The sequence below is a fragment of the Cellulomonas sp. APG4 genome (assembly GCF_009996735.1).
Lineage (GTDB): Bacteria > Actinomycetota > Actinomycetes > Actinomycetales > Cellulomonadaceae > Actinotalea.
On the sequence record NZ_JAACYI010000004.1, the window covers coordinates 77,606 to 104,406 of the forward strand.

Annotated in this window: 26 protein-coding genes; 10 read left to right on the forward strand and 16 right to left on the reverse strand. The window is 73.8% G+C overall.

Features of this window, described 5'->3' with window-relative positions; translation table 11 throughout:
• Positions 1-65: 65 nt before the first annotated feature.
• From GXB85_RS04970 to GXB85_RS04990, 5 genes are all read left to right on the forward strand, one after another.
• Entirely contained in the window at positions 66-1,430 is a 1,365-nt protein-coding gene (locus tag GXB85_RS04970) for an acetyl-CoA C-acetyltransferase (protein WP_161916540.1), read from the forward strand.
• Positions 1,427-2,773, forward strand: coding sequence for a 3-oxoacyl-ACP reductase (locus GXB85_RS04975; protein WP_161916541.1), 1,347 nt, complete (start codon positions 1,427-1,429; stop codon positions 2,771-2,773). Before GXB85_RS04970 ends, GXB85_RS04975 begins: the two co-directional genes overlap by 4 nt.
• Complete coding sequence (locus tag GXB85_RS04980; RefSeq protein WP_161916542.1) at positions 2,770-3,705, forward strand: MaoC/PaaZ C-terminal domain-containing protein; 936 nt, start codon at positions 2,770-2,772, stop codon at positions 3,703-3,705. Before GXB85_RS04975 ends, GXB85_RS04980 begins: the two co-directional genes overlap by 4 nt.
• A gap of 56 nt (positions 3,706-3,761) precedes the next feature.
• Positions 3,762-4,619, forward strand: a complete 858-nt coding sequence (locus GXB85_RS04985; RefSeq protein ID WP_161916543.1) for a hypothetical protein — start codon at positions 3,762-3,764, stop codon at positions 4,617-4,619.
• Positions 4,620-4,693: 74 nt separating this feature from the next.
• Positions 4,694-5,728 (forward strand): Atu2307/SP_0267 family LLM class monooxygenase, encoded by a 1,035-nt coding sequence (locus tag GXB85_RS04990; protein ID WP_161916544.1) that lies wholly within the window; start codon positions 4,694-4,696, stop codon positions 5,726-5,728.
• 30 nt (positions 5,729-5,758) lie between these two features.
• On the opposite strand, the gene GXB85_RS04995 is transcribed toward GXB85_RS04990, so the two are convergent.
• The gene (locus GXB85_RS04995; RefSeq protein ID WP_161916545.1) at positions 5,759-6,553 is read right to left on the reverse strand and encodes a hypothetical protein; all 795 of its coding nucleotides are present in this window, start codon (positions 6,551-6,553) and stop codon (positions 5,759-5,761) included.
• Between the two features lie 77 nt (positions 6,554-6,630).
• Here GXB85_RS04995 and GXB85_RS05000 point away from each other — a divergent pair, with 77 nt between their 5' ends.
• On the forward strand, positions 6,631-7,239 hold the full coding sequence (locus GXB85_RS05000) for a pentapeptide repeat-containing protein (RefSeq protein ID WP_161916546.1): 609 nt from the start codon (positions 6,631-6,633) through the stop codon (positions 7,237-7,239).
• Between the two features lie 38 nt (positions 7,240-7,277).
• Positions 7,278-7,706, forward strand: a complete 429-nt coding sequence (locus tag GXB85_RS05005; protein ID WP_161916547.1) for a VOC family protein — start codon at positions 7,278-7,280, stop codon at positions 7,704-7,706.
• A gap of 18 nt (positions 7,707-7,724) precedes the next feature.
• Here GXB85_RS05005 and GXB85_RS05010 read toward each other — a convergent pair whose 3' ends face one another.
• The 11 genes from GXB85_RS05010 to GXB85_RS05060 form a co-directional block, all read right to left on the reverse strand.
• Positions 7,725-8,756, reverse strand: coding sequence for a GNAT family N-acetyltransferase (locus GXB85_RS05010; protein ID WP_161916548.1), 1,032 nt, complete (start codon positions 8,754-8,756; stop codon positions 7,725-7,727).
• On the reverse strand, positions 8,753-9,496 hold the full coding sequence (gene purQ / locus GXB85_RS05015; RefSeq protein WP_161916549.1) for a phosphoribosylformylglycinamidine synthase subunit PurQ: 744 nt from the start codon (positions 9,494-9,496) through the stop codon (positions 8,753-8,755). Before purQ ends, GXB85_RS05010 begins: the two co-directional genes overlap by 4 nt.
• Positions 9,493-9,762, reverse strand: a complete 270-nt coding sequence (purS, locus tag GXB85_RS05020; protein WP_161916550.1) for a phosphoribosylformylglycinamidine synthase subunit PurS — start codon at positions 9,760-9,762, stop codon at positions 9,493-9,495. The genes purQ and purS overlap by 4 nt, the downstream gene beginning before the upstream one ends.
• A gap of 152 nt (positions 9,763-9,914) precedes the next feature.
• Positions 9,915-10,265: a hypothetical protein gene (locus GXB85_RS05025; RefSeq protein WP_237727984.1), complete on the reverse strand. Its 351-nt coding sequence runs from the start codon at positions 10,263-10,265 to the stop codon at positions 9,915-9,917.
• An 88-nt stretch (positions 10,266-10,353) separates the two neighbouring features.
• The gene (locus GXB85_RS05030) at positions 10,354-11,394 is read right to left on the reverse strand and encodes a zinc-dependent alcohol dehydrogenase family protein (RefSeq protein ID WP_161916551.1); all 1,041 of its coding nucleotides are present in this window, start codon (positions 11,392-11,394) and stop codon (positions 10,354-10,356) included.
• A 16-nt stretch (positions 11,395-11,410) separates the two neighbouring features.
• Positions 11,411-13,702: a glycoside hydrolase family 3 N-terminal domain-containing protein gene (locus tag GXB85_RS05035; protein WP_161916552.1), complete on the reverse strand. Its 2,292-nt coding sequence runs from the start codon at positions 13,700-13,702 to the stop codon at positions 11,411-11,413.
• A gap of 62 nt (positions 13,703-13,764) precedes the next feature.
• Positions 13,765-14,781 carry an ABC transporter permease gene (locus tag GXB85_RS05040; protein WP_370524006.1) on the reverse strand — a complete coding sequence of 339 codons (1,017 nt, stop codon included), beginning with the start codon at positions 14,779-14,781 and terminating at the stop codon, positions 13,765-13,767.
• 2 nt (positions 14,782-14,783) lie between these two features.
• Entirely contained in the window at positions 14,784-15,869 is a 1,086-nt protein-coding gene (locus tag GXB85_RS05045; RefSeq protein ID WP_161916553.1) for an ABC transporter permease, read from the reverse strand.
• Entirely contained in the window at positions 15,866-16,672 is an 807-nt protein-coding gene (locus GXB85_RS05050; protein WP_161916554.1) for an ABC transporter ATP-binding protein, read from the reverse strand. The genes GXB85_RS05045 and GXB85_RS05050 overlap by 4 nt, the downstream gene beginning before the upstream one ends.
• Positions 16,669-17,493 carry an ABC transporter ATP-binding protein gene (locus tag GXB85_RS05055; RefSeq protein WP_161916555.1) on the reverse strand — a complete coding sequence of 275 codons (825 nt, stop codon included), beginning with the start codon at positions 17,491-17,493 and terminating at the stop codon, positions 16,669-16,671. Before GXB85_RS05055 ends, GXB85_RS05050 begins: the two co-directional genes overlap by 4 nt.
• Before the next feature lie 77 nt (positions 17,494-17,570).
• Positions 17,571-19,238 (reverse strand): ABC transporter substrate-binding protein, encoded by a 1,668-nt coding sequence (locus GXB85_RS05060; RefSeq protein WP_161916556.1) that lies wholly within the window; start codon positions 19,236-19,238, stop codon positions 17,571-17,573.
• Between the two features lie 303 nt (positions 19,239-19,541).
• On the opposite strand from GXB85_RS05060, the gene GXB85_RS05065 reads away from it, so the two are divergent.
• Both GXB85_RS05065 and GXB85_RS05070 read left to right on the forward strand, forming a co-directional pair.
• Entirely contained in the window at positions 19,542-20,192 is a 651-nt protein-coding gene (locus GXB85_RS05065; RefSeq protein ID WP_161916557.1) for a TetR/AcrR family transcriptional regulator, read from the forward strand.
• Positions 20,193-20,222: 30 nt separating this feature from the next.
• Positions 20,223-20,708, forward strand: a complete 486-nt coding sequence (locus GXB85_RS05070) for a VOC family protein (RefSeq protein ID WP_161916558.1) — start codon at positions 20,223-20,225, stop codon at positions 20,706-20,708.
• 333 nt (positions 20,709-21,041) lie between these two features.
• On the opposite strand, the gene GXB85_RS05075 is transcribed toward GXB85_RS05070, so the two are convergent.
• Positions 21,042-22,571, reverse strand: a complete 1,530-nt coding sequence (locus GXB85_RS05075) for an amidohydrolase (protein ID WP_161916559.1) — start codon at positions 22,569-22,571, stop codon at positions 21,042-21,044.
• Between the two features lie 91 nt (positions 22,572-22,662).
• Here GXB85_RS05075 and GXB85_RS05080 point away from each other — a divergent pair, with 91 nt between their 5' ends.
• Entirely contained in the window at positions 22,663-23,241 is a 579-nt protein-coding gene (locus tag GXB85_RS05080) for a CueP family metal-binding protein (protein ID WP_161916560.1), read from the forward strand.
• An 83-nt stretch (positions 23,242-23,324) separates the two neighbouring features.
• On the opposite strand, the gene GXB85_RS05085 is transcribed toward GXB85_RS05080, so the two are convergent.
• The 3 genes from GXB85_RS05085 to purD form a co-directional block, all read right to left on the reverse strand.
• Positions 23,325-24,374: a siderophore-interacting protein gene (locus GXB85_RS05085; protein WP_370524007.1), complete on the reverse strand. Its 1,050-nt coding sequence runs from the start codon at positions 24,372-24,374 to the stop codon at positions 23,325-23,327.
• A 123-nt stretch (positions 24,375-24,497) separates the two neighbouring features.
• The gene (locus tag GXB85_RS05090; protein ID WP_161916561.1) at positions 24,498-25,424 is read right to left on the reverse strand and encodes a phosphoribosylaminoimidazolesuccinocarboxamide synthase; all 927 of its coding nucleotides are present in this window, start codon (positions 25,422-25,424) and stop codon (positions 24,498-24,500) included.
• Positions 25,421-26,752 (reverse strand): phosphoribosylamine--glycine ligase, encoded by a 1,332-nt coding sequence (gene purD, locus GXB85_RS05095; RefSeq protein ID WP_161916562.1) that lies wholly within the window; start codon positions 26,750-26,752, stop codon positions 25,421-25,423. Before purD ends, GXB85_RS05090 begins: the two co-directional genes overlap by 4 nt.
• Positions 26,753-26,801: the final 49 nt, after the last annotated feature.

The following is a 26,801-nucleotide window of genomic DNA, read 5'->3' on the forward strand; positions in this document are numbered from 1 at the left end:
GTATCAGGTACTGTGGGTGTCAGACACCCTCGAGATCGACGACGAACCCCGAGAGGACCGTGCGCATGGCGGAGTCCCGCAGCACCTCGACCAGCACCTCCAAGGCCCGCAGCCCGAAGGCCACCCCCACCCCCACCACGGACGGCACGCCACGACGCGCCGTCGTCGTCGGCGGGAACCGGATCCCGTTCGCGCGGGCCGGCGGCCCGTACGTGCGGGCCTCGAACCAGGACATGCTCACCGCGGCCCTCGACGGGCTGGTCGCGCGCTTCGGCCTCGCCGGCGAGCGCATCGGCTCGGTCGCGGGCGGCGCGGTGCTCAAGCACTCCAAGGACTTCAACCTGACGCGCGAGGCCGTGCTCGGCTCCGCGCTGTCGCCCGAGACCCCCGCGTACGACGTGCAGATGGCGTGCGCGACGGGCATGGAGGCGATCGTCGGGCTGAGCAACAAGATCCGCCTCGGCCAGCTGGAGAGCGGCATCGCGGGCGGTGTCGACTCGACGTCCGACGCCCCGATCGTGGTGAGCGACGCGCTGCGCACCATCCTGCTCGACCTCTCGCGCGCCAAGACAGCCCAGCAGAAGCTCGCCGCGGTCGCGCGCATCCGGCCCAACCACCTGGCGCCGTCGGCCCCGACCACGGGCGAGCCGCGCACGGGCCTGAGCATGGGCGAGCACCAGGCGCTCACGACGGCGGCGTTCGGGATCTCCCGTGAGGCGCAGGACGAGCTCGCGATGGCGAGCCACCACAACCTCGCCGCGGCCTACGACGCCGGGTTCTTCGACGACCTGCTCACGCCCTACCGCAAGCTCACGCGCGACCAGAACCTGCGGCCGGACACGTCGGCGGAGAAGCTCGCGAAGCTCAAGCCCGTGTTCGGCACACAGCTCGAGACCCCCGCGACCATGACGGCCGGCAACTCGACCCCGTTGTCCGACGGCGCCTCGACCGTGCTGCTCGCGAGCGACGAGTGGGCGGCCGAGCGCGGCCTGCCCGTGCTCGCGACGGTCGTCGACGCCGAGGCCGGCGCGACGGACTTCGTGCACGGCCGGGACGGGCTGCTCATGGCCGGCGCGCACGCCGTGCCGCGTCTGCTCGCGCGCAACGGCCTGACGCTCCAGGACTTCGACTTCTACGAGATCCACGAGGCGTTCGCCTCGACCGTGCTGTGCAACCTGGCGATCTGGGAGAGCGAGGAGTACTGCCGCGAGCGCCTGGGGCTCGACGGCGCGCTCGGCCCGATCGACCGCAGCAAGCTCAACGTGCACGGCTCGTCCCTGGCGGCGGGCCACCCGTTCGCGGCCACGGGCGGACGCATCGTCGCGTCCCTCGCCAAGATGCTCGCCGAGAAGGGGCCGGGTAGCCGCGGCCTGATCTCGGTGTGCGCCGCGGGCGGCCAGGCCGTCGTCGCGATCCTGGAGGCAGCATGAGCGACAGCTACGTGAACCTCGTCAACTCGGGCTTCACCAAGACCCTCGCCAAGCGACTGGGCCTGCCGCGCCCGGCGCACCTGCGTCGCCACCGCCAGGGCGAGCCGCTCGTACCGGGCCCCGTGCTCGTCGTGAGCGACGCCGCGTCGGGTGACGCCGCCGACGCCGTCGCGCAGCGCCTGCTCGACTGGGACCTCGACGTGCGCCGCCACGCCGACCCGGCCGAGCGTCACGGCGCCGTCGTCGTGGTGCTCACGGAGGTCTCGGCGCCGGCAGACCTGGGCGCGCCCATGCTCGAGGTGGGCTCGGTGCTGCGGGGGCTGCGCCCGGGCGGCCGCGTGGTGATCGTCTCGCGCGCCCCCGAGGACGCGGGCTCGACCGCGACGGCAGCCGCGCGCCAGGGGATCGACGGCATGATGCGGTCGCTCGCCAAGGAGCTGCGGGGCGGTGCCACGGGCAACCAGGTGGTGCTCACCGGCACCACCGCCCCCACCGCGCCGTCGGCCCTGGGGGCCCTGCGCTTCCTGCTCTCGGCGCGGTCGGCGTTCGTGGACGGACAGCCGCTCCGGGTCGCCGACGGCGGCGCGGAGCCCGCGGACTGGGAGCGTCCCCTCGCGGGGCAGGTCGCCGTGGTGACGGGGGCCGCCCGGGGCATCGGCGCCGCGATCGCGCGCACGCTCGCGCGCGACGGCGCGACGCTCGTGGTCGTCGACGTGCCGGCCGCGGGCGACGCGCTCGCGCAGGTGGCGAACGAGGTGCGCGGCAGCGCGCTCCAGCTCGACGTGACGGCCGACGACGCCGCGGACCGCCTCGTGGAGCACGTACGGTCCCGCCACGGACGGCTCGACCTGCTGGTGCACAACGCGGGGATCCTGCGCGACAAGCTGCTCGCCAACATGAAGCCCGCCACGTGGGACCCGGTGATCGCGGTCAACGTCACCGCACCGCTCACGATCACCGAGAAGGTGCTCGCGGCCGGGGCGTTCGGCGACGCCCCTCGCGTGGTGTGCCTCGCGTCGACCAGCGGCATCGCGGGCAACCGCGGCCAGACCAACTACGGCGCGTCGAAGGCCGGCGTCATCGGCATGGTGCGCGCCTCGGCGGCGGACCTCGCTGCGGCGGGCGGCACCATCAACGCCGTCGCGCCGGGCTTCATCGAGACGGACATGACCTCGCGCATCCCGTTCGCGACGCGTGAGGTGGCCAGGCGGCTCAACTCGCTCCAGCAGGGCGGTCGGCCGATCGACGTCGCCGAGGCCATCGCGTTCCTCGCGTCGCCCCAGGCCGGTGGGGTCAACGGCCAGGTGCTGCGGGTGTGCGGGCAGAACCTGGTGGGCGCGTGACGGCCGCGCGCCCCGAGCCCGTCGTGGTCGCGCTCGCCGGCGTGCCCTCGCTCGGCGGCCTCTACGCGCGCGGTGTCGCGGGGTCGGTGCGGCCGGGCCGCTCGCGCACCGTGCGCAGCGACGACCTGCCGCGGACGAGGCTGCACGTCGGCGGCGTCTCGCCGGACCCCGCGCACCTGACCGACTACCAGCGCCTGGTGGGTGAGACCGGGAGCGACGTGCTGCCCGCCGGGTTCGTGCACGTGCTGGCGTTCCCGGTCGCGACCGCGCTCATGGTGCGCGGCGAGTTCCCGCTGCCGCTGCTGGGCATGGTGCACCTCGCCAACCACGTCGAGCAGCGGCGTCCCCTCACGGTGACCGACGAGCTCGACATCGAGGTGCACGCCGAGGGTCTCGCGGCGCACCGCTCGGGAGTCTCGGTGGACCTCGTCGCGACGGTCCGGGCCGACGACGACGTCGCGTGGGTGGGCCGCTCGACGTACCTCGCCAAGGGGTACCAGCTGTCCGACGGCGACGCGGCCGACGACGACCGGCCGCGTGAGTCACCGGACGCCCCCACGGCGCCGCCGACCGCGGATGCTCCCCTCGCGCCGACGGCGCGGTGGCGCCTCGCGGCCGACACCGGCCGACGCTACGCCGCGGTCTCGGGCGACCAGAACCCGATCCACACGAACCCGCTCGCCGCCAAGGCCTTCGGCTTCCCGCGCGCGATCGCCCACGGCATGTACACGGCCGCCCGGGCGCTCGCCGAGGTGGGCCCGCGCGCCCGGGGCGAGGCGTTCACGTGGGACGTGACGTTCGCCAAGCCCGTGCTCCTGCCGTCGACCGTCGACGTGCGCATCGCCGACGACGGCGCAGGCCACGCCTTCCGGGTCTGGAGCTCGCGCTCGGGCCGCACCCACCTCGAGGGCGCCGTCCGCCCCCTCCCCTGAGGCGAAGCACCCGCCGGGGTGGCGTCGCCCGCGTCGGGCACGCCATCCTCGCGGGCATGAGCACCTGGTCGGGCACCACGGTCGATCTCGCCCGTTTTCGGTGGCCGGCCCGCTGGGCGCGCCCGAGCCGCGCGCTCTCCGCGCTCGTCGCCGGTGGGCTCGCCGCCGCGGCCGTCATCGGTCTCGCGCTGCTCGCCACCGGGCAGGTGCGTGACGAGCGCGGCGTGCTCGGCCTGGCCGCCGTCCCGGCGCTCGTGCTCCTCGCACTGCTCGTGCTGCGGACGCGTGTGCTGCGACGACGGACCTCGACGACGGCGGTGCGGCCGGCGGCACCCGACGAGGCGCCGGCGGGCGTGACAGTCCCCTTCCGCCGGGACACGGCCCTGCTGCGTGGGCTGCTCGCGACGTACCTGGGTCTGCTGGGCGTCGCTCTCGTGCTCGGCGGCCTCGGCCTCGCCGCACGCGGGGACGCAGGGTTCGGCGTCGCAGGTGTGCTCGTGGGCGTTGTGCTGCTGGCCGTGGCCGTTCGGCAGCTCCGGGCCTGGGTCGCGACGCGGGCGCGGCCGTCCGTCCTCGTCCTCACGCCGCAAGGGCTCGTGCAGCGCACAGCCCGGTCGGCCGTCGAGATCGCCTGGCGCGACATCGTGTCCGTGGTCCCGTCGGGGGACCGCGACCCGCACCTGCTCGTCGTCGTCGCCCACCGTGCCGGTGCAGCCGCGCCCGTCGAGCCGCACGCGCGTCGGCGTCCCGGCCAGGATCGCCTGGCACCGCACCTCCGGGTCCCGGCCGCGGAGGTCGACGTCGATCCCGTCCTCCTGCTCGCGGTGCTCCAGTGGTACCTCGAGCACCCCGAGGCGCGCCCTGAGCTCACCTCGCCCGCGGGCCTCGAGCGGGTGCGCGGCGCCCGCGTGTGACCGCCGGCCTGCAGCGGGGAACACCGGCCCCGGGCCGCGGGTTGGGTCAGCAGAGGCGCGACCCTGGAGGGACCATGACGATCGAGCTGGGCATCGACCACTTCGGTGACGTGACGCAGGGGCCCGACGGCGCCCTCAAGCACGAGGGCGAGGTGCTGCGGGACCTCGTCGAGCAGGGCGTGCTCGCGGACCGGGTGGGTGTCGACGCGATCGGCCTGGGCGAGCACCACCGCGACGACTATGCGGTCTCCGCCCCCGAGGTGGTGCTCGCGGCGATCGCGGCCCGCACCGAGCGCATCCGCCTCGCCTCGGCCGTGACGGTGCTCTCCTCGGACGACCCGGTGCGCGTGTTCGAGCGCTTCTCGACCCTCGCGGCCCTGAGCAACGGGCGCGCCGAGGTCGTCGTGGGGCGCGGCTCGTTCACCGAGTCGTTCCCGCTGTTCGGCTACCCGCTCGAGCAGTACGAGGAGCTCTTCGAGGAGAAGCTCGAGCTGTTCCGGCGCCTGCTCGACGGCGGTCCGGTCACCTGGCAGGGCAGGCTGCGCGCGCCGCTCCAGGGACAGACCCTCTTCCCGCGCCTCGAGGGTGACCTGCCCACCTGGGTGGGTGTGGGCGGAAGCCCCGAGTCCGTGATCCGGACGGCGCGGCACGGCCTGCCGATGATGCTCGCGATCATCGGCGGCGACCCGCTGCGCTTCCGCCCGTTCGTCGACCTCTACCACCGCGCGCTCACCGAGCTCGGCACCGGTCCGGGGCGCGTGGGGCAGCACTCCCCCGGCCATGTCGCGGATACCGATGACGAGGCCAAGGAGCAGCTCTGGCCGCACTACCGCACCTACGTGGGGCGGATCGGCGCCGAGCGGGGCTGGCCGCCGCCCACGCGCGAGTCCTTCGAGGAGGCCGCGGGGCCCGAGGGCGCGCTGATGGTGGGCTCACCCGAGACGGTCGCGAACAAGATCGTGCGCAGCGCACGTGGCCTCGGCCTCGACCGGTTCAGCCTCAAGCTCTCCCAGGGGCCGCTGCCGCACGAGCACACGATGCACGCGATCGAGCTCTACGGCACCCGTGTGGCCCCCCTGGTGCGTGAGGCGCTCGCCGCGGACGCCTGAGCCTCTGAAGCCGGGCAGGAGCGCCGGGCGTCAGAGCCCGGGGATGGTCCGGCCGAGGCGCGCGGCGGTGGCGTCCGCGAGCCAGCGCGCGTAGGGCACGAGGTCCACGGGCGCACCCGCCCACTGCTGCGCCGTCGCGAGGCTCTCGCGCGAGCGCGTGCCGTCGGGATCGTCGTCGTGCGGGTCGAGGGCGACCGTGCCGTCCAGATGCAGCTTGACGCCCACGGAGTGCTCGACCCAGAGCTCCTCGCGGCGCACCGCGTCCGCGTCGGCGGGGACCTCGTGCGCCCGGGTGACGAAGATGCACACGCACCAGCGGGCGGGGAGACCGTCCGCAGGCTCGAGGAGCTGCAGGTTCGCCGTGGTGACCGTCAGCGGCGGCGGGAGCTGCACGGGTGCGCCTCCCTCGTGCACCACGAGCGAGGACATCGCGAAGGCCACGTCCCCGAGCGCGGTCTGCGGGTCGAGCGGCTCCGGCCGCGCGGTGTCGAGATAGCCGACGACGTCCTCGTCGTCGCGTCCACGCTCCGTGACGAGCCGGCTCGAGCCCACGATGTCGACGACGAACCGCACCGCGCCGCCGTCGGGCAGCCGCACCTCGCCGTCGGACTCGTCGCGCCCGCGGGACCGCAGGTCGACGTCACCCTCGATCCCCGCGGCGCGCAGCACCCGCAGGGTCGGCTGCGCGCTGTCCAGCGCACCCCAGCGCTCGCGGTTCCACCGGACGAGCGACGGCGTCTGCCCGTCGACGGCGACCACGCGCAGCGGCGTGCCGGTCCCGAGCTCCGCCTCGGTGGGGGTGCGTCGTCGGCCGAACAGTCCCATGGCCCTCCCGTCAGCGGGAACGCCCACGCGGTCCCGGGCGCACCCTACGCGTCGGCGGATCGTGGCAGGCTCGCGGCATGACGCAGCGCACGCCGTCGGCAGGGCCGCTCGAGCCGGAGGGGGACCTCGAGCTGCTCGAGATCTCTGACGTCGACCTCGCCGGGCAGGACGCCCGGCACGCCCGGTTCGACGAGTGCCTGCTGCGTGCGGTCGGGCTCGACGGCGTGCGGCTGGACCACGCCCACATGCTCGACACCCGGTTCGAGGCGTGCCACGCGGGTGAGCTGCACCTGGTGGGTGCCACGCTCACCCGGGTGGACCTCGAGGGCTGCCGGCTCGGGGCCGTCCAGGCCTACGACGCCGAGGGCGCGCACCTGACGCTGCGGGGCGGGAAGGTCGACTACCTCAACCTGCGCGGCGCCCGGCTCACGGACGTGCTGCTCGAGGGCTGCGTGCTCGGCGAGCTCGACCTGGGCGGCGCCGAGGTGCGCCGCCTCGTGGTCCGCGACTGCCGGGTGGGTCGCCTGGACGTGACCCGCGCGTCGCTCACGGACGTGGACCTGCGGGGCGCGGATCTCGCGGCGATCGACGGGCTCGCCGGCCTGCGCGGGGCGACCGTCAGCGAGGAGCAGCTGGTCGAGCTCGCGCCCGCGCTCGCCGCGCACGTGGGGCTCACGGTCCGGTAGCGCCCGCCGGCGTCGGACGGCCCCGCTAGCGTCGGGGCATGGAACCTCGCGTCTCGCTCATCACGCTCGGAGTGCCCGACCTCGCGGAGGCCCGCGCGTTCTACGTCGACGGCCTGGGCTGGGAGCCCGCTCTCGAGGTGCCGGATCAGGTGATCTTCTTCCAGGCCGGCCACGGGCTGATGCTGTCGCTGTTCGGCGCGGAGCAGCTCGCGGCCGACGCGCACGGACCCGACGTCCCCGGATCACCGCCGGCCGGTTTCACGCTCGCCCACAACGTCGGCTCGTCGGCCGAGGTCGACGCGGCTCTCGCCCGCGCGCTCGCCGCAGGGGCCACGCCGGTCAAGGAGGCGCAGCCCACCGACTGGGGCGGCTACCACGCGTACGTGGCGGACCCGGCGGGCGTGCTGTGGGAGATCGCGTTCAACCCGTCGTGGTCGGTCGCGCCCGACGGCACCCCGACGATCTGAGCGGCCGTCGGGCCCCGTTCACCAGCCCGCGGCGTCGAGCACCTCGGTCGCGGCGGCCTCGGGTGTGAGGTGGGTCGTGTCGACGACGGCGTCGTCGAGCGCGGTCTGGTCGAGGACCCGCTCGAGCTCGCCGCTGCGCTCGATGTGCCACGTGCGCGCTTCAGGACGGTCCTCGCGCGCGACGATCCGCTGCTCACGCGTGGACGCGTCGGCCGTGACCCGCACGATCGTCACGTCCGCGCCGTCGAGCGCGCGTTCGTAGGCCTCGCGCTCGGCGGCTTCCTCGACGACGCGCGCGAGCACCACGCGTCGGTACCCGCGCCCGCGGAGCGCGGGCGCGATCCGCTCGAGGCTCTCGAGCACGAGGCCCTGACCGAACCGGTCCTCCAGCGGCCACGCCCAGGCCAACGCGTCGAGGTCGAGCACGGCGTGCGGCACCTCGCGCGCCGTGAGCTCGCGCCCCACGGCTGCCGCGACGACGGTCTTGCCGGCGCCGACCGTCCCGTTGACCAGCAGCACGCGCGTGGCGGCCGTCGGGTCGAGCCAGCGTGCGTAGCAGACCGACTCCGGGTCGTCCGCGTAGACGCCGTAGCTCGGGATGCACCGGTACCCGGCCGCGCGGTAGAGGCGGATCGCCTCGGGCTGGCGCACCCCGGTCTCGAGCACGAGGCGCTCGTGATCGTGCCCGACGGCGATGCGTTCGAGCGCTGCGAGCACGTGGCGTGCCAGGCCCTGCCCCCGTTGGTCGGGGGCGACGAACATGCGCTTGATCTCACCGAGGCCGGGACCCAGGTGGGAGGCGTCGCGCAGGGACCCGCACCCCGCGGGCTGTCCAGCGACGCTGATCAGCACGGTCGCGAGCATCTGCTCGGCCGGTGGTTCGCCCTCGGGGGCTGGCTGGCCGTAGCGCTCGCGCAGCTCCTCCTGCTGCGTCACGCGCAAGGCGTGCGCGTCGGGGTGGTCCCACGGGACCAGGGTGAGCGAGACGCCGTCGGGCAACGGGGCGCCGTCGGGCACGGGCTCACCGACGGGTGCGCCCCCGAGGGTCATTCGCCGAGGAGCGTCGAGATGACCGAGGTGAACAGCGCGAGCCCGTCGGTGCCGCTGCGCGGGCCCGCCGGTCCGTCGGGGCCGAAGCCGGCCTCGACCGCGTGCTCGGGGTGCGGCATGAGGCCCACGACGTTGCCGGCCTCGTTGCTGATCCCCGCGATGTCGCGGCGCGAGCCGTTGGGGTTCCACCCCTGGTAGCGGAAGACCACGCGGCCCTCGCCCTCGAGCAGGTCGAGCGTGTGCTCGTCGGCCACGTACTGACCGTCCTGGTTCTTGAGCGGGACGGTGATGCGGGCGCCCGTGGGGAGGTTGCGCGTCCACGGGGTGTCGACGTTCTCGACCGCGAGCTCCTGCTCACGGCAGATGAACGTGCGGTGGTCGTTCTTGATCATCGACCCGGGCAGCAGGTGGGCCTCGCACAGGATCTGGAAGCCGTTGCAGATGCCCAGCACCGGGAGCCCGCCGCGTGCGGCGTCGACGAGCGACTCCATCACGGGGGCGAAGCGGCTGATCGCGCCGGCGCGCAGGTAGTCGCCGTAGGAGAAACCGCCGGGGAGCACGACGGCGTCGACCGCGTGCAGGTCGGCGTCCGCGTGCCAGAGGGGCACCGCGGTGCCGCCCGCGAGCCGCACGGCCCGCGCCGCGTCCCGGTCGTCGAGCGTGCCCGGGAAGGTGACGACGCCGATCCGCACATCGGCAGGCGCCGTCGGCCGCGCGCGCGCCTCGGCCTCGACGCTCACGCCGTCGCCCCGTCGTGCTCGGCAGCGGGCGCCACGCGGACGACGTCCTCGATCACGGGGTTGGAGAGCAGGGTCTCGGCGGCCTCGCGCACCATGGCGAGCACCTCGTCCGTCACGTCGCCCTCGACCTCGAGCTCGAAGCGCTTGCCCTGGCGCACCTCGGTCACGCCGTGGAAGCCGAGGCGCGGGAGGGCCGCGGCGACGGCCTTGCCCTGGGGGTCGAGGATCTCGGGCTTCGGCATCACATCGACGACGACACGTCCCACGAGTGCTCCCGTTCTGGGTCTGAGCGGCGAGTGGCTGAGCTGCGTGCGGCAGGCTGCACCACACCGTGCTCAGCCGCGCGCCAGCCTACCCGCGCGCACCGACGCCCCCACGCGCTGCCCGCGGACCGGTCACCCGTTCTCTGCCGCAAGACTCAGCGACGCTTGGCCCGGCTCCCGCCGCCCGCGCTGCCGCCGAAGAAGATCGACACCCCGATGAGGAACCCGAAGTCGTACCAGCCGCCGTTGTTGTGGATCTCGTAGATGCCCACCGACTCGGTGAACAGCGAGATCACGAACGTGATCGGGCTGATGAACCCGTGCCACAGGCCGAACCAGAACCCCGCGACCGTGCCGGACTCACCCACGGTCCGTACCGCGTCGTTGGTGCCCGGCGCACAGGCCGCGAGCACCGGCCCGATCCCGAGCAGTCCCACCACCGCCGCCGTCCGCCACATGACCGTCCGCGCCCCGCCCAGCCGCACGCCGCGCCGTCCGTCCCCCATCGCGACCACCTCCATGCCCAGCGGAGCACCACGACGGCTCCACGTCCAGGGCCCGAGGTCCCGATCTCACGCCGTCACGCCGTCACGCTCACGGCACGACGATGGTCATCCCCGCCCCCGTGGCCGGGCCGCTCATCGCCGCGAGCGCGGCGGGCGCCTCGTCGAGCCCCACGCGCCGACCCACGAGCCGCTCGGGGTCGAGCCGGCCCGCGACGACGTCGTCGAGCATCGCGGGGTACTCGTGCGCAGCCATGCCGTGCGAGCCGTACAGCTCGAGCTCCCACGCGACCACCCGGTCCATCGGCAGCGGGGTGCGCGCGTGCTCGGCGAGCAGCAGCCCCACCTGCACGTGACGGCCGCGTCGCCGCAGGCCCAGCACCGAGGCCACGGCCGTCGCGGGGCTGCCGAGCGCGTCGAGCGAGACGTGGGCGCCGCCGCCGGACAGCTCGACCACGCGGGTCGCGACCTCCTCGGGCGTCAGCCCGGTCGCGTCCACCACCTCGGCGCCGAGCTCACGCGCAGCCGCGAGGGCCTCGGCCGCGACGTCCACCGCGACCACCCGCGCACCGCGCGCGACGGCGATCATCACGGCCGAGAGCCCCACCCCGCCGCATCCGTGCACCGCGACCACGGCACCCGCGTTCACGCGCCCGTGGACGGTCAGCGCACGGTAGGCCGTCGCGAACCGGCAGCCCAGGGACGCGGCCGCGACGGACGAGACGCCGTCGGGCAGGGGGACGAGGTTGAGGTCCGCGTGGTCGAGCGCGACGAGCTCGGCGAACGAGCCCCAGCCCGTGAAGCCCGGCTGGGTCTGCCGCTCGCACACCTGCTGCTCACCAGCGGTGCACGCCGCGCACGTTCCGCACGCGCACACGAACGGCACGGTCACCCGCTCCCCGACCCGTCGCGTGCGCACGTCGGGCCCCACCTCGACCACGGTCCCCGCGAGCTCGTGCCCCGGGACGTGCGGCAGACGCACGACGTCGTGCCCCATCCAGGCGTGCCAGTCGCTGCGGCACACACCCGTCGCCTCGACGCGCACGACGGCGCCGTGGGGCGGGCACGCGGGGTCGGGGACCTCGCGCACCGAGGGCAGGGCCTGGAGCTGATCGATCACGACGGCGCGCACGCGCCCATGATGCCCCTCAGGCGTTCACGGTGAAGCGCGCCGCGAGCAGGTCCTCGGTGCGCGACGAGCGGCCCACGCGCAGCTCGAAGTCCCCTGCCTCGACCACACGGTCACCTGCGCCGTCGACCACCGTGCACTCCGCGACCGGCAGCTCGAGCGCGACCACGCGTCGCTCGCCGGGCTCGAGGTGCACCTGCGTGAACGTCTTGAGCTCCTGGTCGGCCCAGCTCACCGAGGTCACCAGGTCGCTCACGTACACCTGCACGGTCTCGAGCGCCGGACGCGCCCCGCTGTTGTGCAGCGTCACCTCGGCGCGCACCACGTCGCCCGGTCGCAGGGACGGCTCGAGCACCCGCAGGTCGCTGTACTCGACCGTCGTGTACGAGAGCCCCTGCCCGAAGGCGAAGGCCGGCCGCTGGGTGAGGTCGGCGTACCGGTCGCCGTGCTGACCACGCACCTGGTTGTAGTAGGTCGGCTGCTGGCCCACGTGCCGCGCGAACGAGACGGGCAGCCGGCCCGAGGGCTCGACGAGGCCGAGCAGCACCTCGGCCACCGCGCGCCCACCCTGCATGCCGGGGTTCGCGACCCACAGCAGCGCGGCGGCGTCGAGCGCCGCGGGCGGCAGCACGAGCGGCTTCGACGCGAGCAGCACCACGACCATGGGCGTGCCGGTGGCCGCGAGCGCCTCGAGCAACGCGACCTGCCCGCCCAGCAGCTCGAGGGTCGCCGTCGAGCGCCCCTCACCCACGAGCTCGATCCGGTCCCCGACGACGGCCACCACGTAGTCGGCCTCGCGCGCCGCCGCCACAGCCTGCGCGATCGCGTCGTCGTCCGTCGGGGCCGGCACCACGACGGGCGGGCGCGGCTGCCCGTCGGGGAACCGCTCGCCGTCGGGGTGCGGCTCGAGCGTGAGGATGTCCGCCCCCTGCTCGTGCGTCACCGTCCAGCCCGCCGGCACGTGCGCGCGCAGCCCGTCGAGCACGGTCGAGATCATCTCGCGCGGGTGACCGTCGGCGATCCAGCCCGCCTGGCCCGAGCTGCCCGCCCAGTCGCCCAGCTGGGTCTGCGCGTCATCCGCGAGGGGCCCGACGACGGCGACCTTCGCGGGCCGCGCGTCCGTGGCGGCCACGGCGCGGCCGTCGTCGTCCGCCGCGAACCCGCCCGCGAGCGGGAGCACGCCGTCGTTCGCGAGCAGCACCACGGACCGGCGCGCGACCTCCAGGTTGAGGTCGCCGTGCGTCCCGACGACCGCCTCGATGCGCTCGGGCGACGGCCGGCGCGGGTCCTCGAACAGCCCGAGCTCGAACTTGAGGGTCAGGATGCGGCGCACCGCGTCGTCGAACGCGTGCTCGTCGAGCAACCCGCGCTCGACCGCCTCGAGGGCTCCCTCGAAGTACCCGGGCGTCGTCATGATCATGTCGTTGCCGGCACGCACCGCCGCGGCCGCCGCGTGCGCGTAGTCGGGCTGCACGCGCTGCTCCCAGACCATGCGGCCCACGTTGTCCCAGTCGGTGATGAGCGTGCCGGTGTAGCCCCACTCGCCGCGCAGCACGTCGTTGAGCAGCCAGTCGTTGACCGTGATCGGCACGCCGTCCATGGTCTGGTAGCCGAGCATGAAGGTGCGGCAGCCCTCGCGCGCGACCCGCTCGAACGGCGGGAGGAACCACGAGCGCAGCTTGCGGCGGCTGATGTCGGCCTCCGACGCGTCGCGCCCGCCCTGGGTCTCGGAGTAGCCCGCGAAGTGCTTGGCGCTCGCGAGGATCGCCGTCGGGTCCGTGAGCCCGTCGCCCTGGTAGCCGCGCACCATGGCCAAAGCGAGCTCGCCGATCAGGTGCGGGTCCTCGCCGAAGGTCTCGTCGACACGGCCCCAGCGCAGGTCGCGGCTGATGCAGAGCACGGGCGAGAACGTCCAGTGGATGCCCGTGGCCGCCACCTCGACCGCCGTCGCGCGCGCGACCCGCTCGAGCAGCGCGGGGTCCCAGGTGGCGGCCATGCCCAGCTGCGTGGGGTAGATCGTGGCACCCTCGAAGAACGAGTGGCCGTGGATGCAGTCCTCCGCGATGAGCAGCGGGATGCCCAGGCGGGTGCGCGCGGTGAGCTCGTGCGCCCGCAGCACGCGCTCCGGGGAGGTGTGCAGCACCGAGCCCACGTGGCGACGCAGCACGTGGTCGTCGAGGTCGTCCCGTGCGTCGAGCTGGAGCATCTGGCCGACCTTCTCGGCCAGGGTCATCCGCGCCAGGAGGTCCTCGACCCGCTCGGCGACGCCGAGGGTCGGGTCCTGGTACGGCGCGGTGGTGGTGACGGTCATCGGATCCCTCGGTCGTGGTGCGGGTCGTGGTGCGGTGCAGGGCTGCGCGGGGACGGTCGCGGTCACGCGTCGTCGCCCGCGGACGTCGTCGTCCGTACGGCGGTCACGGGGTCGTTGACGTCCAGACCCCGCTTGCGCATCGCCCGGGCGCGCTCACCGGCGGACCTCAGCCGTGGGTTGACGTACTCGTCGATGCCGAAGTTGATCAGTGACAACGCTACGCCGATGGCGGCGATGCAGAGGCCCGGTGGCAGGAACCACCACCACTGGTTCTGCCGGAACGCCCCCTGCGCGCCGGCCCAGTTCAGGATCGTGCCCCAGTTGTACGTGTTCACCGGGATCACGCCGATGTAGGAGAGCGTGGTGAGCCCCAGGATCGCGGCGGTCACGGTCCCGACGAAGCTCGCCGCGATGAGCGCCATGAGGTTGGGCAGCATCTCGTGACCGATGATGCGCCACAGCGGCTCGCCGTTGGCGCGCGCGGCCTGGACGAAGTCGCGGTTGCGCAGCGACATCGTCTGGGCGCGCAGCACGCGCGCCCCCCATGCCCATCCCGTGAGGCCCAGCACGGCCGCGATCAGCACCAGCGGCGGGTTCTCGAACATCGAGGCCACGATGATGATCAGCGGGAGCCCTGGGATCACGAGGAACACGTTCGTGAGGGCCGAGAGGCTCTCGCTGCGCCAGCCCCGCAGGTACCCGGCGACCACCCCGACGACGATCGCGATGATCGTGGCCATGATCGCGGCGAGGAAGCCGACGACGATCACGCCCCGGGTGCCGTGGATCACCTGGCTCAGCACGTCCTCGCCCAGGTGGGTGGTGCCGAGCCAGTGCTCGGCCGACGGCGGCTCGAACCGCGCGGTGTGGTCGACCTGCGTGGGCGAGTACGGCGCGAGCACGTCGGCGAGCGCCGCGACGAGCACGAAGAAGCCCAGGATGACCAGGCCGGTGATCGACTTGCGGTTGCGGAACATCGCGAAGGCCGAGCCGAGCCGCGCGCGGACGGTCACCCGCGGGGGCGCCGTCGGGCCCGTGCGCACCTGGGGCGCCTGCTCGGTGCGGAGGTCGGTGGTCATGATCAGGCCTCCGTCTGGCGGGTGCGCGGGTCGAGGAACGCGTAGGCGACGTCGGCCAGGACGTTGGCGACGAGCACCGACAGCGTGATCACCAGGAACACGCCCTGCATCAGGGCGTAGTCCTTCGCGTTGGTCGCGTCGAGCAGCAGCTTGCCCACCCCGGGGTAGCTGAAGACCATCTCCATGACGATGGTGCCGCCCACGATGAAGCCGATCGACAGCGCGAAGCTCTGGATCTGCGGGAGCACCGCGTTGCGCGCGGCATAGCGCCACAGCACCCGCCGGTTCGGCATGCCCTTGGCCTGCGCGACCATCACGTAGTCCTCGTCGAGCACCGTGAGCATCATGTTGCGCATGCCCAGCATCCAGCCGCCCAGGGAGGCGAGCACGATGGTGGCCGCGGGCAGCGTGCCGTGGTGGATCACCTGCCCCACGAACTCCGCCGACCACTCGGGCGTCATCCCCACGCCGTAGGCCTTGCCGATGGGGAACCAGCCGAGCGTCACCGAGAACAGGGCGATCGCCAGGAGGCCCAGCCAGAAGTACGGGATCGTGCTGAGGAACGTGGTCAGCGGGATGAGCCCGTCGAGCCTGCTGCCACGGCGCCAGCCGACCACGGCCCCGCCGATCGTGCCGATCGCGAACGAGACGACGGTCGCGAAGCCCACCAGCCCCACGGTCCAGGGCAACGCCTGGCTGATCACCTCGGTGACCGGGCGCAGGCCGTGCAGCAGCGAGACGCCGAGGTCTCCCCGCAGCAGGAGACCCCAGTAGTCGACGTACTGCTGCAGCAGCGACTTGTCGGTGTCGAGGCCGAGCAACGAGCGCAGGGCGTCGGCCGCCTCGGGGCTGACGTTGCGGTTGCGGGAGAGGTACTGGTCGACCGCGTCGCCCTTCATCATGCGGGGCAGGAAGAAGTTGATCGTGATGGCGGCCCAGAGGGTGAACAGGTAGAAGCCGGCGCGCCCGGCGAGGAACCGCCACGGGACGCGTGAGCGTCCCCGCGCGACCGTGGTCGCGGTGGTGCCGACCTCAAGGGCGTCTCGCGTCGGCGAGGGCTCGGCGGGATGGGGCTGGACGGCGGTCATCGGGCACCTCCGAGCGCGCCGGACACCGAGCCGAAGTGCTTCTCGGGGTCGGGCGACGCGGCGCGCAGCTCGCGGGTGTACGGGTCCTGCGGGCGGAGGATCACGTCGTCCGCCGGGCCGCTCTCGACCACCCGGCCCTGGTTGAGCACGAGGATCTCGTCGCTGAAGTGTCGGGCGGTCGCCAGGTCGTGGGTGATGTAGAGGACGCCGAGGCCCTCCTCACGCCCCAGGTCGGCGAGCAGGTTGAGCACGCCGAGGCGGATGGAGACGTCGAGCATCGAGACGGGCTCGTCGGCCACCAGCAGGCGGGGCCGCGAGGCCAGCGCGCGGGCGATCGCGACGCGCTGGCGCTGACCGCCCGACAGCTCGTGCGGGCGCCGGTCGATCACGTCGTGGTCGAGACGGACCCGGGTGAGCAGTCGCCGTACCTCGTCCTCGACCTCGGCCCCGGGCACGACGCCGTCCAGGCGCAGCGGGCGCTCGAGGTGGTACCGGATCGAGTGGTACGGGTTGAGCGACGCGAACGGGTCCTGGAACACCATGCGCAACTTCTGGCGGTAGGCCCGCAGGCCGGCGCCGCGGCGCGGGATCGGCTGCCCGTCGAGGCGCACCTGCCCGCTCGTGGGCGTCTCGAGCTGGGTGAGGATCCGCGCGATCGTGGACTTGCCGCTGCCGGACTGCCCGACGAGCCCGATCGTGCGGCCGGACTCGAGCGTGAAGCTCACGTCGTCGAGCGCCTTGATCTGGCCTGCGCCGCGCACCGCGTAGACCTTGGTAACGCGGTCGACCTCGAGGACCGTCATCGCGCGACCACTCCTCTCTCCCCGGTCAGGCGGGGGAACGACGACAGCAGCGTCTTCGTGTACTCGTCGCGCGGGGCCGTCCAGATCTGCTCGGCGGTGGCGAGCTCGACGATCTCGCCCTCGCGCATGATCGCGATGCGGTCGCTGATCTCGAGCAGCAGGGGAAGGTCGTGCGTGATGAACACGACCGTGAACCCGAACTCGTGGCGCAGCTGGGAGATCTGTCGCAGGATCTCGCGCTGGACCAGCACGTCGAGCGCCGTCGTCGGCTCGTCCATGACCATGAGCTGCGGGCGCAGCGCGAGCGCCATCGCGATCATCACGCGCTGGCGCATGCCGCCCGAGAGCTCGTGCGGGAACGAGCGTGCGCGCTGGCGCCCCACCTTGACGATCTCGAGCAGCTCGGCGACGGCCTCCCGCCGCTGCGCGCGGGACATGCCCGGGCGGTGCACCTCGAAGACGTCCTCGAGCTGCGACCCGATGGGCGCCACCGGGTTGAGCGCGTTCATCGCGCCCTGGAAGACCATCGAGACCTTGTCCCAGCGGAACCGGCGCATCTGCTCGGCGTCGAGCCGGTGCACGTCGACGTCCTCGCCCGAGGCGTCGTGGAACACGACCGAGCCGCTCGTGATGACGGCCGGGGCCTTGAGCAGGCGCTGCACGCCGTACGCGAGGGTGGTCTTGCCGCAGCCGCTCTCGCCGGCGAGACCGAGGATCTCGCCGCGGCGCAGTTCGAGGGTGACGTGCTTGACCGCCTCGACGGGCGGGTCGACGTCGTAGGTGACCGAGAAGTCTCGGACGGACAGCAGCGGATCGCTCATCGGTGCGCGCTCGCTCTCGTGGGGTCTGGTCGCCGAGGACGGGGCGGGTGCGTGCGCCACCCGCCCCGTCGGCTCGGCTACTCGGCGGGCTCGAGGTTCGTCAGCACCTGGACGATCCCCGGCTGGGTCGGGTCGGCGGAGGCGTACTGGTCGTCCTCCGTGGGCCAGCCCACGTAGTTGCGCGTGTTGTACTCGCCCAGCAGGGGGTGCGCGCCGAGCGGGATGGCGGGCACGTGCTCGGCGAACGCCTGCTGCAGCACGGCCGAGGCGGCCGTCCGCTCGTCGTCGGACGACGCGGTGGCGTAGGTGTTCAGCGCCTCGGTGACCGCCGGGTCCTCGAAGCGGCCGAAGTTGAACTGCGCGCGGTCGTCGACGATCCAGCGCGGGTCCATGGTCGAGGTGTAGAGGCCGTAGGCGTTCCCCGTGTCCTCGAGCCAGTGGATGATCGCCTGGAACGTGCCCTCCTGGCGCGCGGCGTCCCAGCCGCCCCAGTCGGGCTGGTCCACGACGACCTCGATGCCCAGGCCCTCGCCCAGCTCCTCGGCGATGAGGGCCTGCTCGGTGTTCCAGTCGCTCCAGCCGGCGGGCACGGAGATCGAGAACGAGACAGGCGTGCCGTCGGGGTCGATCAGGGCATCGCCCTCCCACGTGTAACCGGCGTCGGTGAGGATCTGGCGCGCCTTGTCGACGTCGACGGCGTACTCCTCGCCCTGGAGCTCGGGGACGATCTCGTCCTCGAGCACGCTGCTGAGGCCGGTGACGTTCCACACCGGCTCGCTCGCGCCCTCACGGGCGATGTCCACGTAGGCCTGACGGTCGATCGTCCAGGCGAGCGCCTCACGCAGCGCCGGGTCGTCGAACGGCTTGGTCTGCAGGTTCATGAACAGCGTCGCGGCGCCGGCCGTGGGGGACACCAGGAAGTGGTTGTCCTCGTCGGCGGCCAGGTAGCTGTCCTCGATCTGCGGGATGAACGCCTGCGCCCAGTCGGCCTCGCCCGAGACGAGCGCGGTGGTCAGCGCCGCGTTGTCACCGTAGGAGATGTAGTGCAGCTCGGGGACCGCGAGCTCGCCGCCCCAGTAGTCGGGGTTCGCGGTGAGGGTCACCGACTCGGTGGACCACGAGTCGAGCACGTACGGGCCGGTGCCCACCGCCGTGCCGTCCTCCGTGAGGGGGTCGGTGTTCGGGTCGGCGAGGCCCTCCCAGATGTGCTTGGGGACGATCGGCGTGTGCAGCACGCGCGCCTGGGCGGTGTACTTCGACTCCCCGAAGCTCAGGGTGATCGCGTCGCCGTCGACGGTCGCGCCCTCGTACTTCAGGCCCGCGGTGTCGGTGAGGCGACCGTCGAGGTACTGGTCGAACGTGTAGACGATGTCGTCACCGGTGAACTCGGTGCCGTCGCTCCAGGTCACACCGCTGCGCGGCACCACCGTGAGCTCGGTGTAGTCGTCGTTCCACTCGACGGACTCGGCAAGCCAGGGGGTCGTGCCGAGGTCTCCGGTGGGGTTGACGAGCGCGAGCGGTTCGAAGATCACCTTCGCGTAGCCGTACTTCGAGGCGGACGAGTCACCCAGGTACGGGTTGTGGGACTCGGTGGTGATCGCGCCGTCGGGCTTGGCGATCGTCAGCGCGGCGCCGTCACCCGGTGCGGGGCTCGCGTCGTCGTCACCCGACCCTCCGCCTGAGCACGCGGTCAGCGCCAGGGCCCCAGCGAGGCCTAGCGCGATGGCACGGGACTTCACCCTCATCGATCTCTCCTTCGAGACGGACGTCACGGCGGTCGACGCGACGCGTACGGGCGTGCGACCAGGCCGGCGAGGTGCCGTCCGGGGGTGCGGGGCCGACGACGACGTCGGTCCGGAAATCCGGGTGCCTGGCGGTCGAGAGGTTACTACGCTGTCAGTAAGTGATGTCCAGAGGCCGTGACCAACCTGTGACCCTCCCGGCTCGGCGGCGGGGCCGGAGACCTAGACTCGACCGAGCCAGACGGGCCGACGGCGGCCCCGGCGACGCCCGCCGCGCGCGGGCACGATGAGGGAGACGAGGACGCGATGACCACGAGGCGCGCTCCCCGCGCGCGGCCCGAGACCCTGGTCAAGCGCACCGAGATCCTGCGCGCCGCGACGGCGACCTTCGGGGCCAAGGGCTACAAGAACGGGCCGCTCACCGAGATCGCCGACCAGGTCGGCATGACGCACGCCGGGATCCTGCACCACTTCGGCTCGAAGGATCAGCTGCTGGTCGAGGTGCTGAAGTACCGCGACCAGGAGGACGTCGCACCGCTCGAGGGCGCCCACATCCCGGGCGGCATGGAGCTGTTCCGGCACCTGGTGCGCACCGCGTTCACCAACGAGACCCGGCCGGGCATCGTGCAGGCCTACGCGGTGCTCTCGGCCGAGTCCGTGACGGACGAGCACCCCGGACGCGCGTACTTCGAGGAGCGCTACCAGACGCTGCGGCGAGAGATCACCGAGGCCTTCGCGGCGGTGTGCGCCGAGCGCGGGATCACGGCGCCGGCCACGGTGGACCGGGCCGCGGCGAGCATCCTCGCCGTCATGGACGGCCTCCAGGTGCAGTGGCTGCTCTCGCCCGACGACGTGCAGCTGGCCGAGGCGAGCGCGTTCGCGATCGAGGCGATCGTGGCCGCGGTGCTCGAGCCGAGCCGCACACCGCTCGACCTGGGCCTGCACCCCACGAGCTGACCGCGTACGTCTCGACAGCGAGGAAGCACCATGATCGAAGGTGTCCGGTACGGCCACACCAACGTCGTCGCACACGACTGGCGTCGCCTGGTCGACTTCTACGTGACGCTCTTCGGCTGCGAGCCGGTGCCGCCCGAGCGTGACCTGTACGGCCCCGTCGTCGCGGCAGGCACGGGAGTCACCGACGCCACGCTCAACGGCATGCACCTGCGGCTGCCGGGCCACGGCCCGGACGGGCCGACCCTCGAGGTCTACAGCTTCGGCACCATGCCGCCCAAGCCGCCGACGGCGGTCGACCGCCCCGGCTACGGGCACCTCGCCTTCCAGGTCGCGGACGTCGCGGCGGCCCGGCGCGAGGTCCTCGCCGCCGGTGGCTCCGCGCTCGGGCAGATCGTGCGCACCCAGGTCGCTGCCGATCGCTCGGTGACCTGGTGCTACGTCACCGACCCCGAGGGCAACCCCGTCGAGCTGCAGTCATGGGGCCCGGGCGAGCCGGCGGCGATCCTCGAGGACTGAGCGTTCCCGCGAGCCGCGTCGGCGCGGCGACCCTCGACGCACGGTCATGCCGCGGACGGCGTGGTCCTCGGAGTCACGGCACGAGCTCCGTCCCGTGCTCTCGCAGGATCGTGATCGCTCGCGGTCCGACCCCGTGGAGATCAAGGAGCTCCCGCTCGCTGGCTCCGCGGAGGTCGCCGATCGTGCCGTAGCCAGCGGCCTGGAGGGCTCGGGTGGCAGGCTTCCCCAGCGTCGCCGGTAGACCTGCGGATGGCTCGCCCATGCCACACAGCCTCGAGCGCCGGTCGACCGGTGAGCAAGGGTGACGGCCATCCGGATCTGCCGCGCTGCGCGTCAGAGCGCGCGGTGGGTCCAGGCGCCCGCGAGCATCGTGGCCGCGACGGGCATCGCGCGCAGCAGGTCGCCGTCGGGCACGGGCTCGGCGTCGAGCACCACCAGGTCTGCGGGCTCACCCGGCGTGACCCGCGAGCGCACCGACGACGCGAGCGCGGTGCCGAGGTTCACGGCCTGCTCGGGGTGCCACGGCTCGCGGCCGTCGCGCGCGCGGGTCACCGCCGCGGCGATCGCCGCCCACGGGTCCAGCCGGGCCACGGGCGCGTCGGAGCCGAACGTCATGGTCACGCCGGCGCGCGCGAGGTCCCCGTACGCGAACGACCTGCCGGTGCGGCCCGCCCAGTGCACGTCGGCCACGTCCCGGTCGTCGAGCGCGTGCTCGGGCTGGACGCTCGCGACCACGCCCAGTGCGGCCATGCGCGTGACGTCGTCGGGAGTGAGCAGCTGGGCGTGCTCGATCGAGCCTCGGGCACCGGTGGCCTCGAACGCGTCGAGCACGACGGCGTTCGCGTGGTCCCCGATCGCGTGGATCGCGCAGCGGATCCCGTGGCGGGCGGCGCGGGTCATCTGCTCGGCGAGGTGCTCGGGCTCGACGTTCAGGGCCCCGGTCCACGCGACGCCGTCGGTGACGGGCGGGTAGGGCTCGTGGCAGAACGCGGTGCGGGTGTTGAGCGAGCCGTCCGCGATCACCTTGAACGGGCCCACGCGCACCAGGCCGTCCGGGGTCACCCACGCGCCCGAGGCCAGGCCCCGCTCGATCGCCGCGTCGAGGTGCTCGGGCCACAGCGCGGCGTCGACCCGCAGCCGCAGCGGCCGGGCGGCAGCACGCCGATACCAGGCCGCGACGTTGTCGGCGATCTCGAGGTCCACGATGCCCACCACGCCGAGCCTCGCCGCGGCCGCCGCGGCGTCGTCGACCCAGGCGTCGAGCGCGACCTCGGGGGCCCGGTCCACCTGGGCCATGAGGGGCATCCACTCGGTCTCACGCAGCAGCCCGGTCGGGTGGTCCACGCCCACCTCGGCAAGCGCGGTGCTGCTGAACCACGCGCAGTGCAGGTCGGCCGAGACCACGACCACCGGGACCGGCGGCAGGCCGGCGTCGACCACGGCACGGTCGAGCAGCTCGGCCGTCGGGACGTCCGGCCACAGCCCGTCCCGGAAGCCGGCCGCGACCAGCGCGCCGCCGTCGGGCACGGGGGTGCGCCGCAGCTCGTCGACGACGGCGCGCGCGACCTCGGCGGCGGACGCAGCCTCCGACACGTCGAGCCGGCGCCGCGCGAGCGCCCACTGCGCCATGTGCACGTGCGCGTCCCACAGCCCCGGCATGAGCCAGCGGCCGTCGAGGTCCACCACCTCGCTCGCACCCTCGCCCGTGCCGGTGCCCGACGGCGTCACCGACGCGATGCGTCCGCCCTCGACGCGCACGTCCACGAGCCCACGTCCGCCCAGGTCAGCGGCAGGTTCGGCGGCCCGGCCGGGCAGCGGCACCAGCCGCGCCCGCCGCAGCACGAGGCTCGGGGACTCCGTCATCGGAGCAGGCTACGTCTCTACCCAACCGCTCGCGCCCCCGAGGACGATCGTCCTGGGCGCTGTCACGACGTCGGCCGTGACAATGGAGCGCATGACTGCAGCGACCTCGTCCTCGTCCCGCCCCCGCGTGCTCAGCCGCCTCGCTGCGGCCGGTGCGTCGCTGCTGCTGCTCGCGGCCTGCTCGACGTCGAGTCCCGAGGACTCCCTGCAGGCCGAGCTCGGGCTCGACGGGATAGACGGCCGCGAGATCGTCGAGCAGCTCGACGCCTCGACCGACGATCGCCCGTTCGCCTTCATGGCCTCGGTGCGCGAGGACGAGGTGCTGCTGGGCGATGGCACGCAGGAGGTCGCCGTGGCCCTGCCCGAGGACGAGCTGTACGTCTCGATCGCGCCCTACGTGGACCAGACCCACGAGTGCTACTACCACTCGCTCGCGACGTGCCAGGGCGAGCTCGTCGAGCAGCCAGTCTCCGTGACGATCACGGCCGACGACGGCACGGTGCTCGTGGACGAGGACGCCACCACCTACGCCAACGGCTTCGTCGGCTTCTGGCTCCCGCGCGATGTCGAGGGCACCATCGAGGTCACCTACGCCGACAAGACCGGCAGCGTCCCGTTCAGCACCGGCGAGGGCGACCCCACCTGCATCACGACCCTCCAGGTCGCCTGACGCAGGGACAGCCGGTCAGCACCGGCGAGGGCGACCCCACCTGCATCACGACCCTCCAGGTCGCCTGACGCAGGGACAGCCGGTCAGCACTCCGCGCGGCCCTCGCGCCAGTAGCCCATGAACGCGACCGAGCGGCGGTCGATGCCCAGGTCGCGCACCAGGAAGCGGCGCATCTCCTTGACCACGCCGGCCTCACCCGCGATCCACGCGTAGACACCGCCGTCGGCCGCGGGCTCCGCGGGCACGTCCCAGAGCGTCACGGCGTCGACGTCGACCTCGTCGAGCTCAGCCACCTCGGCGTCGTGCTCGGCGACCAGGCGAGCGGCACCCCCGCGCACGGCGGCGGCGAGCAGCAGGCCGTGCGGCACGTCGATGCGGGGACGCACGCCCTCGTCGCCGGCCGCGGCGCCGCCCTGGCGCGGGAGCCAGTGCACCTCGACGCCCTCGGGGGCCCGGATGTCGAGCCTGTCGTGCGCGGTGGGCACCTCGAGGTAGGCGTGGCCGCGGGCCTCGCGCGGCAGGGCCTCGAGGATCGAGCAGATCGCGGGCACCGCGGTCTCGTCGCCGGCGAGCAGGAAGGTCGACGCCTCGGCGGGCGGACGCCACTCGAGGCCCACGGGCGGGCCGTCGAAGTCCGCATCCGGGCCGAGCAGCACGATCGGGTCGCCCTTGCGGGCGGCAGCGCACCAGCGCACCGCGGGGCCGGCCTGCGCCTGGCACGCGCAGCCGAGGAGCTCGGCGAGGCCGCAGCCGCGCGTCGTGACCTTGCCCGGGGTGACGCCGTGCAGCACGACGTCGACGTCCACCTCGCGCTGCGCGGGCCGCACGGCACGCACGGTGTAGGTGCGCAGCGGCTCACGCTCGGCGTCGGGCTTGGCCCGCCAGCCGGTGAACCAGTCGTCGCGCGTGAACTCCTGGGTGTCGATCCGTGCACCGCACGCGGCCGGCAGCACGAGCTTGACGCGCTGGTCGAGGCCGGCGGTGCCGAACCGGTCGAGCTCAGGACCCGTGAAGGTCATCCGCAGGAAGCTCGGGCTCAGGCGGCGCGTGCGCAGCACCTCGACCTCGAACGCCCGGTAGGACGACGACGACCGTCGCGGCGCAGCGGTCTGCACGTCGGACTGCACGGTCACACGAGCTCCTCAGGTCGGGTCGCCTCGAGTAAAGCATAGGCTCACCTAACTGAGGGACCCCTCACCAGCACCCGGACGGTGTGACGTGGGCCACGCCGCCGGCCACCCCGGCAAGGCGGCGCATCACACCCCGAGCGAGCTCCCCGTCAGACGCTCGTAAGCCTCGAGATACCTCGCCCGCGTGCGCTCGACCACGTCGTCGGGCAGCGGCGGGGGCGGCGCGTCCGAGGCGCGGTCCCAGCCCGAGGCCGACGACGTGAGCCAGTCGCGCACGTACTGCTTGTCGAAGCTCGGCTGCGCGCGCCCCGGCTCCCAGGCGTCGGCGGGCCAGAACCGCGACGAGTCGGGCGTGAGCACCTCGTCCCCGAGCACCACGGCACCGGTGTGCGGGCCCTCGAGCGCCCGGCCGAACTCGAGCTTGGTGTCGGCCAGGATCACGCCGCGCCCGCGCGCGATGCCCTCCGCACGCGCGTAGACCGCGAGGGTCAGGTCACGCAGCAGCGTCGCGTCGGCCTCGCCCACGCGCCCGACGACGGCCTCGAACGGCACGTTCTCGTCGTGCTCGCCGACGGCGGCCTTGGTGGCCGGCGTGAAGATCGGCTCGGGCAGGCGCGAGCCGTCCACCAGCCCGGGAGGCAGGGCGATGCCCGTGACGCGGCCGTCGGTGCGGTACTCCACGAGCCCGGAGCCGGTGAGGTAGCCGCGGGCCACGCACTCGACCGGGAACATCGTGAGCCGTCGGCAGACCATCGCGCGCCCGGCCACGGCCGCCGGCACGCCGGCCTCCCCCGGTTCGGCCGTCACCACGTGGTTGGGCACCAGGTCCGCGAGCTGGTCGAACCACCACAGGCTCAGCGCCGTGAGCACCGCGCCCTTGTCCGGGATGGGCGTCGCGAGCACGTGGTCGTACGCGCTGATCCGGTCGCTCGCGACCACCAGCACCACGTCACCGTGCGCTACCGCGGCCGCCGAGCCGGGCTCGGGCACGTAGAGGTCACGCACCTTGCCCGCGTAGACGTGGCTCCACCCGGGGAGCGCCGGCGCGGTCACAGCCCGCTCGAGATCAGCGCGTCGGGGTCGTCCGCGTCGTCGTCGACCTCGGGCCCGTCGGGTGCGGTCACGCGGCCCTCGGCCGCCGCGAGCGCGATGTCGCCGCGGTGGTGCGAGCCCCGCAGGTCGATCCGCTCGACGCCCTCGTAGGCCGTGGCCCGCGCCGCCGCGAGGTTCGCCCCCACGCCGACGACCGACAGCACGCGCCCACCCGCGGACACCACACCGCCGTCGGACGCGGCCGTGCCCGCGTGCAGCACGTGCACGCCCGGCACCTCAGCGGCCTCTGCGAGGCCGTCCACCGGGTCGCCCGCGCGCACCGAGCCCGGGTAGCCGTGCGCCGCGACCACCACGGTCACCGCGGCCTCGTCGCGCCAGTGCAGGTCTGCCGCATCCGCCAGGTGCCCGGTCGCGGCCGCGTGCAGCAGCTCGGCGAGCGGCGTCGCGAGGCGTGCGAGCACCACCTGGGTCTCCGGGTCGCCGAAGCGCGCGTTGAACTCGACCACGCGCAGCCCGCGGCTCGTGAGCGCGAGCCCGCAGTACAGGACGCCCGCGAACGGCGTGCCGCGGCGCTGCATCTCGGCGATCGTGGGCCGCGCCACGCGCCCCAGGACCTCGTCGACCAGCCCGTGCGGTGCCCAGGGCAGCGGCGAGTACGCGCCCATACCGCCCGTGTTGGGGCCCTCGTCGCCGTCGAGGGCCCGCTTGAAGTCCTGCGCGGGGGCGAGGGCCACCACGTCGGTGCCGTCGGCGAGGCAGAACAACGAGACCTCGGGACCGTCGAGGAACTCCTCGACCACGACGGCGGCTCCCGGCCGGCCCTCGAGGCACGTGCGGGCGTGCGCGAGGGCGGCGTCGCGGTCGGACGTGACCACCACGCCCTTGCCCGCGGCGAGGCCGTCGTCCTTGACCACGTGGGGCGCGCCGAACGCGTCGAGCGCGGCCGCGACCTCGTCGAGGGTGGTGCACACGTGCGCCATCGCGGTGGGCACCCCGGCGGCGGCCATGACCTCCTTGGCGAAGGCCTTCGAGCCCTCGAGCCGCGCGGCCTCGGCGCTCGGGCCGAAGCACGCGATCCCCACGTCGCGCACCGCGTCGGCGACGCCCGCGACCAGCGGGGCCTCAGGGCCCACGACCACCAGCTCGGCCTCGAGCCGGGTCGCGAGGCCCGCGACCGCTGCGCCGTCGAGCGGGTCCACCTCGTGCAGCGTGGCCTGCGCGGCGATGCCCGGATTGCCCGGGGCCGCGTGCAGCTCGTGCTCACCCGCCGCGAGGCTGTGGACGATGGCGTGCTCGCGCGCGCCGGAACCGATGACGAGGATCCTCACGGGCCGCCAGCCTACTGACCGACCCCGCCCGGCGGAGCCCCGTCCCGCG